This is a genomic window from Mesorhizobium qingshengii (genome assembly GCF_027563465.1).
GTDB classification, from domain to species: Bacteria; Pseudomonadota; Alphaproteobacteria; order Rhizobiales; family Rhizobiaceae; genus Mesorhizobium; species Mesorhizobium qingshengii_A.
In genome coordinates, this window is sequence record NZ_JAPFQA010000001.1 from 461228 (window position 1) to 477820 (window position 16593).

Consider the following 16593-nt stretch of genomic DNA (forward strand, 5'->3'; position numbering starts at 1 on the left):
GTGACGGCTGATGGCCGCCCATCACCGGACGCATTTCGGCTGCTTTGACAAGGCGGCTTCCGGCCGTACTCAGTGAGATGGCTTGCCGTCGGCGATGGCATCGCGGATTTCCTTGTCCGACATGCCCGTGATGATCCGTTCGACTTCCGCCACGCTGGTCTTCTTCGGGTCGATGTCGTCGGCCACCACCTTGCCCCTGCGCATGACGACGATGCGGTCGACCACCTGGAACACATGGTGGATGTTGTGGGCGATGAAGATGCAGGAATGTCCTGAATCGCGGGCATTGCGCACGAAGCTCAGGACACCTTGCGTCTCGGCGACGCCGAGATTGTTGGTCGGCTCGTCGAGGATGATGAGGTCACTGTCGAAATGCATGGCGCGCGCGATGGCCACCGCCTGCCGCTCGCCGCCGGACAGCGAGCCGATCGGCGTCGTCGGCGGGATGTTCTTCGAGATGCCGACCTGCTTGAGCAGGTCGCGGGCGACATTGTTCATGGCCTCCTGGTCCATCCGGTTCAGGAAACGCGGCGGCTTGATCGGTTCACGTCCGAGGAAGAGATTGCGGGCGATCGACAGTTGCGTGACCAGCGCCGAGTCCTGGTAGATCGTCTCGATGCCGTGGGCGATGGCATCGCTGGTGCTGCGCAGGTTCACCTTCTTGCCGCGGATGAAGATATCGCCGCTGGTCAGCGGCACCGCCCCCGAAAGCACCTTGATCAGCGTCGACTTGCCGGCGCCGTTGTCGCCGAGCAGGCCGACGATCTCCCTTTCATTGACGTGGAAGCTGGCATCCTCCAGGGCCTGCACGCGGCCATAGGACTTACGGATGTTCTGCATGCGGATCAGTGGCTCGGCCATGGTTCAAGTCCCTGCCTGATGCCGGCGTTCCAGCCATGAATGGAGCGCCATCATGCCAAGGATGATCGCTCCGATGAAGATGTTGTAGGCAAGGCCTGGCACGCCGATCAGCACGATGCCGTTGCGCATCACGCGCAGGATCAGGATGCCGAGCACGGTGCCGATGATCGTGCCGCGCCCGCCGGTCAGCGCCGTGCCGCCGATCACCACCATGGCGATAACCTCGAGCTCATAGCCGGTGCCGCTGTTGGGGTTGGCAGCGGAAGTGCGCAGTGAGGAGATGATGCCGGCGAACGAGGCCATCAGCGACGAGAGCACGAACAGGCCGATCTTCACGCCGCTGACATTGACGCCGCGCGCCCTTGCTGCGTTGGGGTTGCCGCCGGCTGCCTGGATCCAGTTGCCGGTGCGGCTTTGCGTCAGGACATAGCCGAGCGCGATGGCCGCGGCGATGAACCAGAATAGGGACATGTAGATGCGGAACGGTCCGATGAAGAAGTCGCCGACCAATATGTTGGCAAGCCAGCTGCCCTCGGCGCTCCAGGTGCGTTGCGGAAAACCATCGGTGACGAAGAGGGCGGTGCCGCGCACCACCAGCAGCATGCCGAGGGTCACCAGGAAGGACGGGATCTTGAGCTGCGTCACGAACCAGCCATTGACCAGCCCGATCAGGGCGGCGACCAGCAGCGCGACGAGGAAGCCGACTTCCAGCGAGGTGATGCCGCTGTTGAACAGCGTCCACATCAGCACCGGCGAGAAGCCGAACAGCGAACCGACCGAAAGATCGAATTCGCCCGATGTCATCAGCAGTGTCATCGCCAGCGCGATCAGCCCCAGCTCGACCGTGAAGGCCAGTATGTTGGAGATGTTCTGCGGCGACAGGAAGTCGTGGTTGAAGCCCCAGAAGACGGCGACCTCGACGACGAGCAGCACGAAAGGCCCGAATTCCGGCCTCGCGATCAGGCGTTGGAGAAGCGAGTGATTTTCCACGAGGTATCCGCGACATGGTTGGAGCGAGCCGGGACCTCCACCGCATTGGCGGGACATGTCGCGGCGCTGGAGCAATTCCAGGAAAAGTCTGTAGCGGTTTTCCGTCCGGAATTGCGTAAAACAAAGCAGGAAGATGTCTGGCGCCGCGTGCCAGGAAGGGCGCGGCGCCAGGATCGCGGGTTACTTGCCGGACAGGATCTTGTCGTAGACGCCGGCGGTGTCCTTCTCGTAGAGCGCGCCGGTGATGACGTTGAAGCCCGGAGGAATGCCGCTTGCCGCCATGTTGGCCAGTGAAAGCGCAACGTAGCTGGTCGCCTGCGGGTCCTGCCACTGGCCGGCATTGACATAGCCGTTCAGCACTTCCTGGGTGGTGTCGAGCGAGTTGCCCCAGCCGACGACCGGGATTTCGCCCGGCTTGATGCCGACCTGGTCGAAGACCCGCTTGATCGAGCCGGTGACGAGGTCGCCGAGGCCGATGATCGCCTTGACCTTGGCCTTGTTGGCGGTGAGGTAGTCGACCATGCGGTTGATCACTTCGGCCTGGTCGAGCGTCGCTTCGGTGATCTCATAGGTGATGCCCAGCGGCCCGAAGACGCTCTTGATGCCTTCCTCTTCCTGGACGCCATAGGTGGCGCCGGGGATTTCGACCGGCATCCAGACGAAGTCGCCCTTCTTCACCAGCCCCTTGTCGACCAGATACTGCGCCCAGTGCTTGCCGAAGGTGACGTTGTCACCGCCGACATAGGCGTTGAAATTGGCCTTGGGATCGGGCGTGTTGAAATTGATGATCGGGATGTTGGCCGCGCGGGCTTCCTTGACGATCTCGACGAGGCTGCCCGGATCGGGGCTGGTGGTGACGATGCCGTCGGCCTTGGCGGAGAGGGCGGCGCGAACCGCTTCCTGCTGCGAGGCGACGTCACCATTGTGGAACGAGGTGTTGACGGTGTTGCCGGTGTCTTTCGCCCATTGCTTGGCGCCGGCGAGGAAGTAGGTCCAGACCGGGTCGGCCGGACCGCCATGCGAAATCCAGTAGAACGTCTTGGCCTGTGCCGCTGCTGGTACCACCATCAGCGCCACCAACAGGCCATACAAAACGAGTCTTAGCCGTGTCAGCATTTGATTTCCTCCCGTTTGAAGATGATCAGTCCGGATCCACTTCCTGTACCGGCAAGAACCGGATCGCGTCTCTCTCGCCGGCGCCAGTTGAATGCGTCAGAGCATTCCCTTTTTCGACGGATGGCAAGCCTCCATCTGCAAGTCGTAGTTGGCGTCCGACGAGGCGCCATCAACGATCCCATCAGATTGCATCAGTTGAGGTTGGTTTTTTTCGACGCTCGGATGATTGGCGTCGAGGCTCAGTCGAACGGATGATCCTGACCGCCATCGACGCGTCGGTTGCGCCAAAGCCTGACCAGCCGGTCGAGCGCCAGGGCGAGCACGGTCAGGGCGCCGGTGGCGAAGGTACTCCACGCGGAGTCCACGCCAAACAAGGTCATTGCGCTCAGGATCACCTGGACGATCAGGATGCCGATCGCCGCACCAATGACGCTGCCATGGCCGCCCGAAAGCGATGTGCCGCCGATGAGGGCCGCCGTGATCGCCAGCAACCCGAAGGCGCTGCCGTCACCTGGGGCAATGGCGCCGTCGGCGCCGCCATGGATCACGCCGGCAAGCCCCGCCATCGCGCCCATCAGCACCAGCGTCAGCAGCCGCACCCTGGCGGTGGGAATGCCGGCATAGGCGGCCGCCCGCGGATTGCTGCCGACGGCCTGGACCCGATAACCGAAGCGGGTGCGGTGGAGCACGATATGCATCGCCAGTGCCAGCGCGATGAAAACGATGCCCGCCGCCGGTACCACCGCGAAGGCCTTGGCTGACAGCGTCGTGAAGAGGCTGCCGTCCGCGCCCGGCGGCGTGATCGTCTGTCCCTTGCCAACCACCAGCGACAGGCCCTGGATCATCCACCAGGTGCCGGACGTCACCACCAGGGCGGGCAGGCGCAGCGTTGTCGCAAGCACGCCGTTAACGAGGCCAAGGCTGGCGCCGAGTACGATCCCGGCCAGCGCGGAAAGCCACGGGTCGAAGCCGGCCTCAATCAGAAGGGCGGTAGCAACCGCCGCAAGATGGAACACCGCGCCCGCCGAAAGATCGATCTCGCGCATGGCGAGCACGAACACCATGCCGATCGCCAGCAGGCCGGGGAGGGCGGCTTGCCCGAGCAGCGCCCAAAGATTGGCCGGATCCAGGAAAGAGGGTCTCAGCCAACCCAGTATCCCGACCAGGGCGGCGAGCGCGACAACGGCACCGGTCTCGTCAGGCAGTCTGATGCCGCGTCCTGGCTGACGGTTCGCCGACCCGGCCAGCGGCGGTGCGGTGTCGGTTTTGGTCATGCAGCGCTCTCCCGACGGGACTGTCTGTGCTCGCTGCCGGGCTCGTCCGCCGCGATCAGCTTGAGAATCGTTCCGGCATCCATGGCGGCATCGGCGATCTCGCCAACGAGCCGGCCCTGGCGGAAGGCCAGGATGCGGTCGCAGAGCCCCGTCAATTCGGAAAGCTCCTTCGAATGCAGGAGCACGATGCAGCCGCTTGCCGCCATCTGGCGGATCAACGCGTAGATTTCCTGCTTGCTGCCGATATCGATGCCGCGGGCCGGCTCATCGAGCAGCACCACTTGCGGGCCGATTTCCAGCCATTTGGCGATGATCACCTTCTGCTGGCCACCGGCCGACAGCGAGCCCGCCGGCATCTCCGGGGCCGACCTGATGCGCAGCGCCTCGATCTGCCGCGCGGCGCGGCCGAGTGCCATCCTGGGCGAGTACCAGCGCGTGCCCCAGTCGCGCGCGCCGACGACGACGTTCGACAGGTTGAAGGCGATCGACTTGTCGGGCATCAACCCGTTGCCGCGCTCGCCTGAAATCAGGCAGATGTTGCGTCGCGCCGCCTCCGTGCGGGTCCTCGGCAAGCCGTCGCCATCCGGAAAACGCACCTTGCCTTCGCGCGCCTTTTGCTGCCCGAACAACATGGCAAGCAGGTTCGACGCCCCGGAACCGGCAAGTCCGGCAAGGCCGACGATCTCGCCGGCGCGGGCCGTGAAGCAGATTCCATCCAGTCTGCCGCCGCCAAGCCCGGCAACGGTGATCTGCGGCCGCAGCGTGCCGGCAAGTGTCGGCAAGGCTCTGGGCGGCAGTGGAAACAGGGACTGGCGCAACTGGCCGATCATCGCCTCCTCGGACGCCGTCAGGTCCTGCCGCGCCTTGGACAACACGTCGCGGCCGTTGCGGATGACCGTCAGCTGGTCGGCAATGGCAAGCGTCTCCTCCAACCGGTTCGATGCGTAGAGCATGCTCATGCCCCTGGCTTTCAGCCCCCGCAACACCGCGAACAGCCGCTCGCTCTGACGCCGGTCGAGCGCCGAATTCGGGTCGTCGAGGATGAGCAGCCTCGGGTTTTCCAGCAGCGCGCGGGCGATGGCGATGAGCTGCCGTTCGCCGGGTGCCAGATCGCTGAGCGGGCGATGGACATCGACGGCGAGACCAAGCTGGCGAAGCACGTCGCGGCTGCGTGCCTCCATTTCGCGCCGGGAGATCAGCCCGTTGTGCAGCGGCTCGCCGTTGACGAACAGATTGGCGAGCACCGGGCGCTCCGGGAACAGGCCGGCCTGCTGGAGGACCACGCCAATGCCTTGCTTTCGCGCCGCATCGGGGCTGCCGATTGTCACTTTCTTGCCGTCATACTCGATGGTGCCCCTGTCTGGCCGGACGATGCCGGCGAGCACCTTTATCAGCGTCGACTTGCCGGCGCCGCTTTCGCCAACCACCGCGTGGATCGAGCCGCGCTCGACCGTAAGGTTCATGTCTTCAAGCACAACCGTGCCGCCAAAGCGTTTGGCGACGGTGCGCACGAAGAGTATCGGCGAATCGGACATATCGACGGCCCCCCGACCGCGCCGCGATCTTGGAGCGGATTGCGTCCGCAGTCACCCGGATTCCGCACAAAATTGTGTTGATGGCGCCCCTTCGGAACTGTGTTGATGGCGTCCCTTCGGACGACGGCCCTAGATGAGCTCCGCCTTCGCCAGCTCACGCATCAGATGGCTGGCGCCGTAGGTCCAGTGCGGGCAGTCGGGCGACAACCGCACCCGATTGACCAGCGCGCCGAATTTCTCCGACGAGATGGTGACGATGTCGCCGACCTTGTGGGTGAAGCCCTTGCCCTTCTCGCCGCGATCCTTGGACGGCACGAACATGGTGCCGAGATAGAGCGCCAGCCCGTCCGGATACTGATGATGCGGGCCCATGGCGGCGGCAACCAGTTCTTCCGGCGAGCGGCTGATCTCGGCCATCGAACTCGCGCCCTCCAGCGAGAAGCCGTCCTCGCCCTCGACCTTCAGGCGCACGACAGCCCGCTTCACGTCATCGATCGGGAACGTGTCGTCGAACAGGCGGATGAAGGGACCCAGCGCCGCCGAGGCATTGTTGTCCTTGGCCTTGCCGAGCAGCAGCGCCGAACGCCCTTCGACGTCGCGCAGATTGACGTCGTTGCCGATGGTGGCGCCGACGATCCTGCCGCTGCTGGCGGCGATCATGGCGATCTCCGGCTCCGGATTGTTCCAGGTCGACACCGGGTGCAGTCCGACATCGGCGCCGAAGCCGACCGAGGCCATCGGCTGGCATTTGGTGAAGATCTCCGCATCGGGGCCGATGCCGACTTCCAGATATTGCGACCAGGCGCCGCGCGCGATGAGCTTGGCCTTGATCTCCATTGCTTCTGGCGAGCCGGGCTTGAGCTTCGACAGATCGTGGCCGATCAGCCCGGCGATGTCGGCGCGGATGGCGTCGGCCTTTTCCGCCGAACCGCGCGCCTGTTCCTCGATCACTCGCTCCAGCAGGCTGACGACGAAGGTGACGCCCGACGCCTTGACCGCCTGCAGGTCGACCGGGGACAGAAGATACGGTTTTGCCGGATCGCGTGTGGCCTGGAAACTGTTGGCGGCGATGGCGTCGAGCGACCCGATTGGCTTGCCCTTGGCCGATCGGACGTGACCGGCGGGATCAGGCATCTCACAGACATCACGCACGGTCGGAGCCGCCCGCGACGTGATGTCGAACACGGTGCCGTCGCGGACGGTGACCACCAGCGGATGCGAGGCATCGCCGCTCCTGGCGCGGCCGACAAAAAGGCCTTCAGCGGGCAGGTGCGTCGGGTTCGTCATGGCGTTCGGTCCTCCGGATGGTCAACAATGCGAGCTGGCGCGGCACTTTCACCGGATTCCGGTGAAAGGTCTATCCCGTCACTGCCGATCGGATTCCAACCCACCGATGATCTGTTGGCGGCAGTCCACAGACGAAAACCGAAACGCTCTTTCAAAACTGTGAAATATTGACTAGGATTTTCACCAAACGCAGCGCATCCAGGTGACCCTTTGTCCGCACCATTTTCTGATCCGATCTGGCGCAAGCCGCAGGCGGCTTCCAAGTTTCAGGGGCTTTTTCCAAGCGGTGATCGTGTCGATGTCGTGGTTGTCGGTGGCGGTATCATGGGGCTGTCGACGGCGCTGCATGCTGCTCGCCTTGGCATGTCTGTGCAGGTGCTGGAGGCCGGTGAAATCGGCCAGGGCGCGTCGGGGCTCAATGGCGGGCAGGTCATTCCCGGCCTGAAGTATGATCCGGAATGGCTGCAGGAGCATTTTGGCGAGGAGCGCGGCGAGGCGCTTGTCAATTTTGCCGCCTCGACCGCCGATGCGGTGTTCGAACTGATCCGCGACGAACGACTGTCGGTGCCGTTCGTCCGCAATGGCTGGATCCAGGCGGCTCATACCGAGGTTGCACTGAAGGCAGCGGCAAACCGCGACCGGCAATGGCGGGCGCGGGGTGCCGACGTCAAGCTTCTGAGCGCGGCGGAGATCGCCACGATGACCGGCGCGCGCGGCTATCTCGGCGGCTGGCTCGATCGCCGCGCCGGTGTGATCGATCCGCTTGCCTATACGTCGGAACTCGCCCGGGTCGCAGCGGCGGCCGGTGTGAGGATAGCCGAGCGCCAAAGGGTCGTTCGGCTCACCAATGCCGCCGATGTCTGGCGCATTTCAACCGGAAATGGCGCGGAATTGCAAGCCAAGGCCGTCGTTCTGGCGACCAACGCCTACACGGACAGCCTGGTCCCCGGCCTCGCCGAGACGATCGTGCCGTTGCATTCCTTCCAGATTGCGACCGCGCCATTGCCGCCTGACCTGGCAGCCAGGATCCTGCCGGAAGGGCAGGCGGTGTCGGATTCCAGGCGCATCCTTGTCTATTACCGCAAGAGCGCCGATGGGCGGCTGGTTCTCGGCGGGCGCGGCCGCATGGCCTTGCCGTCGAGCGCCGGTGACTGGGCGCATCTCGAGCACGCGCTGCTGCGGCTCTATCCGGCGCTGTCTGGTCTCGCCATCGAAAGGCGCTGGTTCGGCCGGGTGGCAATGACGCCGGACCATCTTCCGCATATCCACGAGCCCGAGCGGGGCCTCGTCGCCGTGGTCGGCTGCCAGGGCCGCGGCGTCGGCCTGATGACGGCGCTTGGCGAGCGCCTCGCGGGCTATCTCCAAAGCGGTGATGCCAGGCAATTGCCATTTCCGCTTTCGCCGATCCGGCCGATTCCGTTCCATGCTTTCCGCCAGGTCGGCGTTGCCGCAACGATCGCCTGGTATCGCTTGCTCGATGCGCTGGAGCGTTGACTGCGGCATCAACGGGATTCCGCTTGACAGTTTCATGAATATGAAAAAGTCTTAGGTAATTTCAAAATTCGATGGGCAGGTCGATGTCGACCCTAGTTGCAACACGAGCGCCAGAGGCCCGGTCTTCATCGGGCTTCCGGATCGCCATGTTGCTGCCGGGCGCGCTGGTCACCTTCCTGCTGATCCTGTTTGCCCTCGGCCTGGTGCTTTTCCTCGCCTTTCGCGGCAATGACGGTTCGCTGCTCGGCGCCGGTTTCACGGTGGCGAACTTCGTCACCGTGGTTTCCGATCCGCTGTACTGGACGGTGACGCTGCGCTCGCTGGTCATTGCCGCTGTGGTCACGCTGGCCACGGTCGTCACCGCCTATCCCGTCGCCTACTATCTCGCCTTTCATGCCGGACGACGGCGTGGCCTGCTGCTGTTCCTGGTGACGCTGCCGTTCTGGACCAGCTATCTCCTGCGCGTCTTCGCCTGGAAGATCGTCCTGGCCTACAATGGCGTGCTGAATTCGGCGCTTATCGAAAGCGGCATCTGGTCCGAGCCGACATTGGCCTTTCTCAACACGCCGGCCGCCGTCGTCGTCACGCTCGCCCACGCCTATGCGCCGTTCGCCATCCTGCCGATCTATGTGGCGCTGGACACCATCCCGAAATCGCTGATCGAGGCCGCTTCCGATCTCGGCGCGAGACCCTTCACATCGTTCCGCCGGGTCGTGCTGCCCAATTCGATGCCGGGCGTGCTGGCGGCCGCCCTCGTCGTCTTCGTGCCGACGGTCGGCGACTATGTCACGCCAGCTCTCGTCGGCGGCCCGGCCAGTACGATGATCGGTACGTTGATCCAGGCTGAGTTCGGCAAGGCCAATGACTGGCCGTTTGGCGCCGCACTTTCCGTCGCCGTCATGCTGGTCATCCTCTGCGTGGTGCTGGTCGCGCGCTTCACCGACCGCAGATTTGGCAGCCGCACATGAGCGACGCACGCATGCAGGGAGGCGGCCGCTGGCTTGGCGTCTACGTCGTCGCCTACCTGGTCTTCCTTTATCTGCCGGTGTTGCTGATCCCGCTGTTTTCCATCAACAACTCGATCCAGGCAGCCTTTCCGCTGCAGGGTTTTACCTTGCAATGGTATGCGACGCTGTTCGGCAATTCAGCACTGTCCGGCGCACTTTTGAACAGTCTCGTCATCGGTGCCATTGCCGCCACCGGTGCTACGCTCTGCGGCATCACCGTATCCTACATGGACCTCTATGGCCGCTCGCCGCTGGCCGCCACCATCAGTGCCATCGCGCGGCTGCCGATCCTGATCCCGGGCGTCATTGTCGGCATATCGCTGCTGATCCTCGTCAATCTCATTGGTCTCGGGCCGTCGCGCGTCGCCATCGTTCTCGGCCACATTCTGGTGGCGCTGCCAACGACGGTGGTGATCATGCGCAGCCGCTTCGCGGCCATCCCGAAAACCATTCGCGAGGCGGCACTCGATCTCGGCGCCTCCGACTGGACGACCTTCCGGCGCGTGATGCTGCCGCTCAGCCTCCCGGCCATCGTTTCGGCCTTCATGCTGGCCTTCCTGATCTCGTTCGACGAATTCATCGTCGTCTTCTTCCTCGCTGGCACCGAGCCGACGCTGCCGCTCTACATCTGGAGCCAGCTGCGTTTCCCCAAATCGCTGCCGACGGTCATGGCGCTGGGCACGTCGATCCTGGCGGTCTCCTTCGTCATTGCTGCAATCGCCGAAATCCTGCGCCATCGCGGCCTGTCCGCGCCGGCGCCTCGACCCGCGGATCCATCACAACCAAAACAAACCGAGAGAGGAGAACTGCAATGGCATTCGACCTGATAAAGACGGCCCGGGCTGGTCTGGCCGCCCTGGCATTGGCGCTGTCGTCGACCGTCGCCTTCGCCGGTGACAAGCTGCAATATTTCACCTGGTCGGGCTACGAGCTGCCCGACTTCAACAAGAGCTTCCTCGCCGCGCACCCCGATGGCGTCGAGGCTTCTATCTTCGGTGACGACGATGACGCCTTCACCAAGGTCAAGGCCGGCTTCCGCCCTGACATCGCCCATCCCTGCTATGACAAGGTGGCGCGCTGGAACAAGGAAGGCCTGTTGCAGCCGATCGACACCAAGCGCATCAAGAACTGGGATTCGATCTTCCCGGTCTTCAAGAACCTGCCCGACCTGCAGGCCGGCGACGGCAGGGTCTGGATGGTGCCGTGGGACTGGGGCAACACCTCGATCCTCTACCGCACCGATCTTGTGAAGAACCCGGAAGCGAGCTGGAACCTCCTGTGGGACAAGCAGTATGCCGGTCGCATGGCGACGATCGACGCGGTGCATGACACGCCGATCGTCGCGGCGCTGCTGGCCGGCGTCAATCCGTTCGACATGACACCGGCCGAGATGGACAAGGTTGCGGCAAAGCTGCGCGAGCAGCGCCCGCTGCTCTCCAACTACACCACCGACATGACCTCGGTCGAGCAGGCGCTAGCAAGCGGCCAGCTGGTCGCCGCCATGACCTGGAACGCGTCCGCCACCTCGTTGAAGAAGCAGGGCGTGCCGGTCGAGTTCATGAAGCCGAAGGAAGGCATGCTGACCTGGGCCTGCGGCTTCGTCATGCTCAAGGACGCCAAGAATGTCGATCTCGCCTACGACTTCATCAACAGCCGTCTGGACGCCGACTCGGGCAAATACCTGATCGAGTCCTATGGCTATGGCAGCTCGCTGAGCTCTGCCTTTGCCACCGTGCCGAAGGAGGATCTGGAGAAATTGCAGCTCCCGTCCGATCCGGAAGTGATGCTGAAGACCACCATCTTCACCGGACCAATGAAACAGAATGACGAACTCGCCAAGATGTTCGAGAAGGTGAAGGCTGGCGGCTGAGCTGAGGCTCCAGTTCCAGTGGAGACGACTAATTGCTGAAGTTGGCGCCGCCCCTCACCTGCCTGCCGGCATCCTCTCCCCGTATAGTGACGGGGAGAGGGGTGCTCTCGCCGCCGGTTCGCCAATCGCCAACGTCGCAAGAAGGGCACCGAGGTTACGGCCAGCCCCTTCTCCCCGTCACTATACGGGGAGAAGTGCCCGGCAGGGCGATGAGGGGCGGCGCCGACCCCCGATAAGATGCGAATCCAATCCTGAAGCCGGCCTTGTGCGCTGCCGGCCTCAGATATTGCAAACAAGGACGAATGGATGGACATGCTGGATGGAGCGGCTGAAAAGCCGAAGGACGACGCCGATGTGCGCGTCGGCCGGCGCGTGCGGGCGCTCAGGCTGGAGCGCGGGCTGTCGCTGGCTGACCTTGCCGCAAGGGCAGGCGTGTCGATCGGCGCGCTCAGCCAGATCGAGCGTGGCATGTCCTCGCTGCGCGTCAAGGTGATCTGGCCGCTCGCCGCCGCGCTCGACATCGAGCCGTCGGCACTGATCGCCGACGGCAACGATGCCGTCAGCGATCTCTATTGCGTGCGCGCCAACAGCCGTCGCGCCATCCCCGTCAAATCGGAAGGCATTGCCAAGGCGCTGCTGTCGCCGCCGGGTGCAACGTTGACCGGCATGCTGGTGACGGTGGAAGCCAGTGGCGGCACCGCCGAGGCCTATGCGCATGCCGGACATGAATTCGGCTTCGTCCTGTCGGGGGAGGTTGAACTGGTGGTGGATTCCACAAACTACGTGCTGAAGAGCGGCGATAGTTTTGCGTTCAAGAGCACGCTTCTGCATGCCTTCCGCAATCCGGGTGCCGAGCGCTGCCAGATCCTCTGGGTCAACACCACGAAACCGTCCGAGGTTCGCGATGGCGCCTGATCCTCTCGTCCGGCTACAAGCGGTCTCGAAGGTTTTTCCCGGCGGCATCGTCGGGCTCGACGCCGTCGATCTGGACATCGTCGGTGGCGAGTTTCTCACCTTGCTCGGCCCGTCCGGCTGCGGCAAGACCACCAGCCTGCGGGTCATTGCCGGCTTCGAAAGCCCGTCGAGTGGCAAGGTGTTGCTCGACGGCCGCGACATCACCGCGCTTCGGCCCTTCGATCGGCCGGTCAACACCGTGTTCCAGGACTACGCGCTGTTTCCGCACATGAACGTCGCCGAGAATGTCGGCTTCGGTCTGTCCTTGCGCAAGCTTTCCGGAGCCGAGCAGTCAAAACGCGTTGGCGAAGCCCTCGACATGGTCGGTCTCGCCGACAAGCTCAACGCCCGGGTGTCCGAACTCTCGGGCGGCCAGCGCCAGCGCGTCGCACTCGCCCGCGCCATCGTCTGCGAGCCGCGCGTGCTCTTGCTCGACGAGCCGTTGTCGGCGCTCGATGCGCATCTGCGCGAACAGATGCAGGTCGAACTGAAGCGGCTGCAGTCCAGGCTTGGCACCACCTTCGTCATGGTCACCCACGACCAGACCGAAGCGCTGTCGATCTCCGATCGCATCGTCGTCATGAACAAGGGCCGCATCGAGCAGATCGCGCCGCCGGCGACGCTCTATGACCGGCCCGCCACCACATTCGTCGCCAGCTTCATCGGCACGATGAACCTGCTGCAGTCGCGCTTTGTCGGCCGCGACGGCGATCGCTTGCGGTTCGCCGCCGGCGCTCTGCCGCTGGAAGCCATGCCGGAAAATGGCGAGGCACCGAGCACGGGCGCAATGCGCATCATCGGCGTGCGTCCAGAGGATCTCCTGGCGACGACCAAAGCCACGGCCGGCACGGCGCCGGCGCGCGTCAACAGCATCGTCTTTCACGGCCGCACGCTGCGCCTGCATGCCGAACTCGAAAAAGGCGCACCTGTTGTCATCGATGCCCCGCGCCAGGCCGAGGGGTTTCAATTCAGCGTCGGCGACGTGGCGCATATCAGTCTGCGCCCTGGCGCCAACTGCCCTGTGCTGTCGGGCTAGTCTCATCCAGCGTCTCAAGGCTGCAGCCCAACTGCGCGCAGGACACGCCGTTCGGTGGTTACAGCCAAAGTCTGGCAACGGCCGCGAATACGCCCCTTAGGCAATTCATGCCGCCAATGCCGCAGCACCGGCGTCCGTTCCATTTTTGCTTGATTTGTTCCCTATTTGTTCTACAATTCCCAAACCGGATACAATTTGCCGATCGAGTTCAGTTATGAGTGGGCAACCTGCATTCGGAACCGCCAGGAACGGTCAGACCTTTTTCCAATGGGAAGAGTTCGAGCGACATTTCGACGACCGGATCTTCTTCGCCATCCTTGCCGAGAGCGCTATCGCGGGCACTCTCGCGCGGAAGGCTGTCGCCCTGGATCGGGAGTTAGGGTTGCAAGGCTGGTTTGTTCCGGAAGATCACATCCATATCTCGCTCGTCGGTCTCGGTGACCATGACGGATTTCCACAAGAGTTGGTCGAAATCGCCTGCCGCATAGGCTCGATGATCGTTGCAAAACCTTTCGAGGTTTCGTTCGATCGCCTGTCGGCTTTTGGCGGCGGTTCGCTTGTTCTGCGCGGTGGCAGTGGCAGCAATCCGGCACTGCAAGAATTCTGGCGCAACCTTACTGCGCTGATTTCCGACAGCCCGTTGAAATGCTTTCTCACAAAGTCCATCGAACCGCATGTCACGTTGCTACGCGATGAAGCGCATGTGCCCAAAATCCGCGAACGATCGATTGATCCAGTCGACTGGTTGGTGCGGGATTTTGTGCTGATTCACAGTCTCATCGGCAAGGGTGTCTACAAGGAGCGCGGACGTTGGCAATTGACCGGCCAGGACGATTCCCTGGCCGGTATGTGAGAAATCGCCGTCACACAGCCGCGCTATATATATCGTCCTGACACGGCTTGTCAGCTGTCATGCGGGCAAAGGTGGCGGGCCGGCAAGCGCTTCCCTACTTCGAGTGCGTCCGAACAGGAGGAACACAAATGACCATCGCGGAAATTGCCAAGGATTTCACCGAGCTCCTCAAGCAGGGCGACCACAACGGTGCTGCCGAAAAATACAATGCCGACGATATCGCCAGCTACGAAGCCATGGAGGGACCGATGGCCGTCAGCCACGGCAAGGAGGCCCTCAGGCAGAAAAGCCAATGGTGGCAGGAAAACCACGAGGTCCATGGCGGCTCGGTCGAGGGACCCTACGTCAACGGCGACCAGTTCGCGGTTCGCTTCACATTCGACATAACGCCCAAGGCCACCGGCCAGCGTGTCACCATGGACGAGGTTGGCCTCTACACGGTCAAGAACGGCAAGATTACCGAAGAGCGTTTTTATTACTGAGATACCTCCGGCTTCGGAGCCTGCTCTTCGCTCCGAGATACAAGCATGGCGGCCGGGACGGCGTCCTGGCCGCCATGTGGTGCTCAAATCGTCTTCACATACTCGGCAAGCTGGTCGGCCACCGTGCCCCAGCCATCGAAGAAACCCATTTCTTCATGGTTCTTACGGGTGGCCTCGTCGCGGTGGATGGCGGTGGCGGTGTAGCGCGTGCCCTGGCCATCCGGCTGGAGGGAAATGACCGCGGTGATGAAGGGTTCGCCTGACGGCCGATAGCCCGGCAGCAGTGCATCCGTCCACACCAGCCGCTCGTTCGGCACGATGTCGAGATAGCAGCAATGGCGGTCGTTGACCTCATTGCCATCCGGCGACTGCATGCGCGTCCTGAATAACCCACCTGGCCGCAGATCGATCTCGCAGTCGGTGATGATCCAAGGCTTCGGCGTGAACCACTGCTTGACATGCTCCGGCTTCGTCCACGCCCGCCACAACAGTTCGCGCGGCGCATCGACGACGCGCTCCAGCACAAGATCCAGCCTGGGATCCGGCTTGAAGGGATAGCTCATTTTTCCTGCTCCTTGAGGGTCATCACATAGGCGTCGAACTGGTCGAGGCGGCGCTCCCACAGGGTACGTTGTTCGGCCAGCCAGTTTTCAGCGAGTTTCAGGGGCTCGGGCGCCAGTTGATAGGTCCTGACCCGGCCGGTCTTTTCCGAACGCACCAGCCCGCAGACTTCCAGCACCTTGAGGTGTTCGATGAAGGAGGGCAGGGCCATTTCGAAAGGCTGCGCCAGTTCGCTGACCGAGGCTGGGCTGCGGTTCAGCCGCTCGACAACACGGCGTCGCGTCGGATCGGCAAGCGCGCGGAAGATGCCGTCGATCGGTGGAGGATTTGGATTTGTGGTTTGAAGACTTGTCATGGGTCGGTCCCGGGCAGCGCCAAACGTGGCTCAAAAATACTTAGGAAAATTCCTTAGTGTTGGCAATCCCCAAAATGCGACCATGCGGGCCTGGGTGCTGGCAAAGCGGGAAAGGCGGTTTTAGGCTGCGAAACGGATTCGACTGTCAGCCCAAGGAAAGCACGCTTTGACGATCACCATGTACGGCATCACCAACTGCGACACGATCAAGAAGGCGCGGGTCTGGCTGGAGAGCCATGACGTGCCCTATCGTTTCCATGACTATCGGGCTGAAGGAATCGAGGCGGGCAAGCTGAATGGCTGGGTCGGCAAGGTCGGGTGGGAAAAACTGCTCAACAAGGGCAGCACCACATTCCGCGAACTACCGGAGGCAGACAAGCAATCGCTCGACGAGAAGAAGGCCAAGGCGCTGATGCTGGCCAAGCCGACCATGATCAAGCGGCCGGTGCTGGAGATGGACGACAGGATTCTCGTCGGCTTCAAGCCGGATGTTTATCAGCAGGCGGTGGGGAAGTAGCGGCGCTGTATGCCCTTCACATCGTCATCCTAACGATGGCTTATTGTGAGCCTGCGCTGAGATACGCCGCCAGTGCCACCGCATTGTTGTGTGCTTCGTCATGCGCGCCGTAGAGCAGCGTCACCTTGCCGTCGCGGAGCAGGGCGCGCAGTTGCGCCACCGCCTCGCCATTGCCGTCCAGTTCGGCACGATATCGTTTCTGAAACTCAGCCCAGCGTTCGGGTTTGTGCCCGAACCACTTGCGCAATTCGGCGCTCGGCGCCACCTCCTTCAGCCATAGCTCCAGCGCGGCATGCTCTTTGCTGACGCCGCGCGGCCAGACGCGGTCGACCAGCACCCGCTGGCCATCGGCTTTTTCGGTTGCCGCATAGACGCGTTTGACCGCGATCCCGAAGGCCATC

Annotated in this window: 18 protein-coding genes; 9 read left to right on the forward strand and 9 right to left on the reverse strand. The window is 63.2% G+C overall.

Annotated features, from left to right (window positions below; translation table 11 throughout):
* Positions 1-69 precede the first annotated feature (69 nt).
* From OOJ09_RS02090 to OOJ09_RS02115, 6 genes are all read right to left on the reverse strand, one after another.
* Entirely contained in the window at positions 70-861 is a 792-nt protein-coding gene (locus OOJ09_RS02090; protein ID WP_269903600.1) for an ATP-binding cassette domain-containing protein, read from the reverse strand.
* A gap of 3 nt (positions 862-864) precedes the next feature.
* Complete coding sequence (locus OOJ09_RS02095) at positions 865-1851, reverse strand: ABC transporter permease (RefSeq protein ID WP_269903601.1); 987 nt, start codon at positions 1849-1851, stop codon at positions 865-867.
* 180 nt (positions 1852-2031) lie between these two features.
* Positions 2032-2967: a substrate-binding domain-containing protein gene (locus tag OOJ09_RS02100; RefSeq protein WP_091576490.1), complete on the reverse strand. Its 936-nt coding sequence runs from the start codon at positions 2965-2967 to the stop codon at positions 2032-2034.
* A 239-nt stretch (positions 2968-3206) separates the two neighbouring features.
* A complete protein-coding gene (locus OOJ09_RS02105; protein ID WP_269903602.1) occupies positions 3207-4241 on the reverse strand; it encodes an ABC transporter permease in 1035 nt (344 codons plus the stop codon).
* A complete protein-coding gene (locus tag OOJ09_RS02110) occupies positions 4238-5776 on the reverse strand; it encodes a sugar ABC transporter ATP-binding protein (RefSeq protein WP_269903603.1) in 1539 nt (512 codons plus the stop codon). The genes OOJ09_RS02105 and OOJ09_RS02110 overlap by 4 nt, the downstream gene beginning before the upstream one ends.
* Positions 5777-5905: 129 nt before the next feature.
* A complete protein-coding gene (locus OOJ09_RS02115) occupies positions 5906-7063 on the reverse strand; it encodes a fumarylacetoacetate hydrolase family protein (protein ID WP_269903604.1) in 1158 nt (385 codons plus the stop codon).
* Between the two features lie 210 nt (positions 7064-7273).
* On the opposite strand from OOJ09_RS02115, the gene OOJ09_RS02120 reads away from it, so the two are divergent.
* From OOJ09_RS02120 to OOJ09_RS02155, 8 genes are all read left to right on the forward strand, one after another.
* Positions 7274-8557, forward strand: coding sequence for an NAD(P)/FAD-dependent oxidoreductase (locus OOJ09_RS02120; RefSeq protein WP_269903605.1), 1284 nt, complete (start codon positions 7274-7276; stop codon positions 8555-8557).
* Positions 8558-8640: 83 nt separating this feature from the next.
* On the forward strand, positions 8641-9525 hold the full coding sequence (locus OOJ09_RS02125) for an ABC transporter permease (RefSeq protein WP_269903606.1): 885 nt from the start codon (positions 8641-8643) through the stop codon (positions 9523-9525).
* A complete protein-coding gene (locus OOJ09_RS02130; protein WP_269903607.1) occupies positions 9522-10391 on the forward strand; it encodes an ABC transporter permease in 870 nt (289 codons plus the stop codon). Before OOJ09_RS02125 ends, OOJ09_RS02130 begins: the two co-directional genes overlap by 4 nt.
* Positions 10376-11434, forward strand: a complete 1059-nt coding sequence (locus tag OOJ09_RS02135) for an ABC transporter substrate-binding protein (protein WP_269903608.1) — start codon at positions 10376-10378, stop codon at positions 11432-11434. Before OOJ09_RS02130 ends, OOJ09_RS02135 begins: the two co-directional genes overlap by 16 nt.
* A 306-nt stretch (positions 11435-11740) precedes the next feature.
* The gene (locus tag OOJ09_RS02140) at positions 11741-12349 is read left to right on the forward strand and encodes a cupin domain-containing protein (protein WP_269903609.1); all 609 of its coding nucleotides are present in this window, start codon (positions 11741-11743) and stop codon (positions 12347-12349) included.
* Positions 12339-13424 (forward strand): ABC transporter ATP-binding protein, encoded by a 1086-nt coding sequence (locus tag OOJ09_RS02145; RefSeq protein WP_269903610.1) that lies wholly within the window; start codon positions 12339-12341, stop codon positions 13422-13424. The genes OOJ09_RS02140 and OOJ09_RS02145 overlap by 11 nt, the downstream gene beginning before the upstream one ends.
* 214 nt (positions 13425-13638) lie before the next feature.
* Complete coding sequence (locus OOJ09_RS02150) at positions 13639-14277, forward strand: 2'-5' RNA ligase family protein (protein ID WP_269903611.1); 639 nt, start codon at positions 13639-13641, stop codon at positions 14275-14277.
* 128 nt (positions 14278-14405) lie between these two features.
* Positions 14406-14759 carry a SnoaL-like domain-containing protein gene (locus OOJ09_RS02155; RefSeq protein WP_019856911.1) on the forward strand — a complete coding sequence of 118 codons (354 nt, stop codon included), beginning with the start codon at positions 14406-14408 and terminating at the stop codon, positions 14757-14759.
* An 83-nt stretch (positions 14760-14842) separates the two neighbouring features.
* On the opposite strand, the gene OOJ09_RS02160 is transcribed toward OOJ09_RS02155, so the two are convergent.
* Positions 14843-15322 carry an SRPBCC family protein gene (locus OOJ09_RS02160; protein WP_269903612.1) on the reverse strand — a complete coding sequence of 160 codons (480 nt, stop codon included), beginning with the start codon at positions 15320-15322 and terminating at the stop codon, positions 14843-14845.
* On the reverse strand, positions 15319-15675 hold the full coding sequence (locus OOJ09_RS02165) for an ArsR/SmtB family transcription factor (RefSeq protein WP_269903613.1): 357 nt from the start codon (positions 15673-15675) through the stop codon (positions 15319-15321). The genes OOJ09_RS02160 and OOJ09_RS02165 overlap by 4 nt, the downstream gene beginning before the upstream one ends.
* Before the next feature lie 166 nt (positions 15676-15841).
* Between OOJ09_RS02165 and OOJ09_RS02170 the strand changes: the two genes are divergently transcribed.
* Positions 15842-16192 (forward strand): ArsC family reductase, encoded by a 351-nt coding sequence (locus OOJ09_RS02170; protein ID WP_269903614.1) that lies wholly within the window; start codon positions 15842-15844, stop codon positions 16190-16192.
* A 40-nt stretch (positions 16193-16232) separates the two neighbouring features.
* On the opposite strand, the gene OOJ09_RS02175 is transcribed toward OOJ09_RS02170, so the two are convergent.
* Entirely contained in the window at positions 16233-16592 is a 360-nt protein-coding gene (locus tag OOJ09_RS02175) for a DUF488 domain-containing protein (RefSeq protein ID WP_269903615.1), read from the reverse strand.
* Between the last annotated feature and the right edge of the window lies 1 nt (position 16593).

Coding starts and splice junctions, on each gene's coding strand:
- OOJ09_RS02090 (WP_269903600.1), bottom strand. CDS start 861: ATGGCCGAGCCACTGATCCGCATGCAGAACATCCGTAAGTCCTATGGC.
- OOJ09_RS02100 (WP_091576490.1), bottom strand. CDS start 2,967: ATGCTGACACGGCTAAGACTCGTTTTGTATGGCCTGTTGGTGGCGCTG.
- OOJ09_RS02105 (WP_269903602.1), bottom strand. CDS start 4,241: ATGACCAAAACCGACACCGCACCGCCGCTGGCCGGGTCGGCGAACCGT.
- OOJ09_RS02110 (WP_269903603.1), bottom strand. CDS start 5,776: ATGTCCGATTCGCCGATACTCTTCGTGCGCACCGTCGCCAAACGCTTT.
- OOJ09_RS02115 (WP_269903604.1), bottom strand. CDS start 7,063: ATGACGAACCCGACGCACCTGCCCGCTGAAGGCCTTTTTGTCGGCCGC.
- OOJ09_RS02125 (WP_269903606.1), top strand. CDS start 8,641: ATGTCGACCCTAGTTGCAACACGAGCGCCAGAGGCCCGGTCTTCATCG.
- OOJ09_RS02130 (WP_269903607.1), top strand. CDS start 9,522: ATGAGCGACGCACGCATGCAGGGAGGCGGCCGCTGGCTTGGCGTCTAC.
- OOJ09_RS02135 (WP_269903608.1), top strand. CDS start 10,376: ATGGCATTCGACCTGATAAAGACGGCCCGGGCTGGTCTGGCCGCCCTG.
- OOJ09_RS02140 (WP_269903609.1), top strand. CDS start 11,741: ATGGACATGCTGGATGGAGCGGCTGAAAAGCCGAAGGACGACGCCGAT.
- OOJ09_RS02145 (WP_269903610.1), top strand. CDS start 12,339: ATGGCGCCTGATCCTCTCGTCCGGCTACAAGCGGTCTCGAAGGTTTTT.
- OOJ09_RS02150 (WP_269903611.1), top strand. CDS start 13,639: ATGAGTGGGCAACCTGCATTCGGAACCGCCAGGAACGGTCAGACCTTT.
- OOJ09_RS02155 (WP_019856911.1), top strand. CDS start 14,406: ATGACCATCGCGGAAATTGCCAAGGATTTCACCGAGCTCCTCAAGCAG.
- OOJ09_RS02160 (WP_269903612.1), bottom strand. CDS start 15,322: ATGAGCTATCCCTTCAAGCCGGATCCCAGGCTGGATCTTGTGCTGGAG.
- OOJ09_RS02165 (WP_269903613.1), bottom strand. CDS start 15,675: ATGACAAGTCTTCAAACCACAAATCCAAATCCTCCACCGATCGACGGC.
- OOJ09_RS02175 (WP_269903615.1), bottom strand. CDS start 16,592: ATGGCCTTCGGGATCGCGGTCAAACGCGTCTATGCGGCAACCGAAAAA.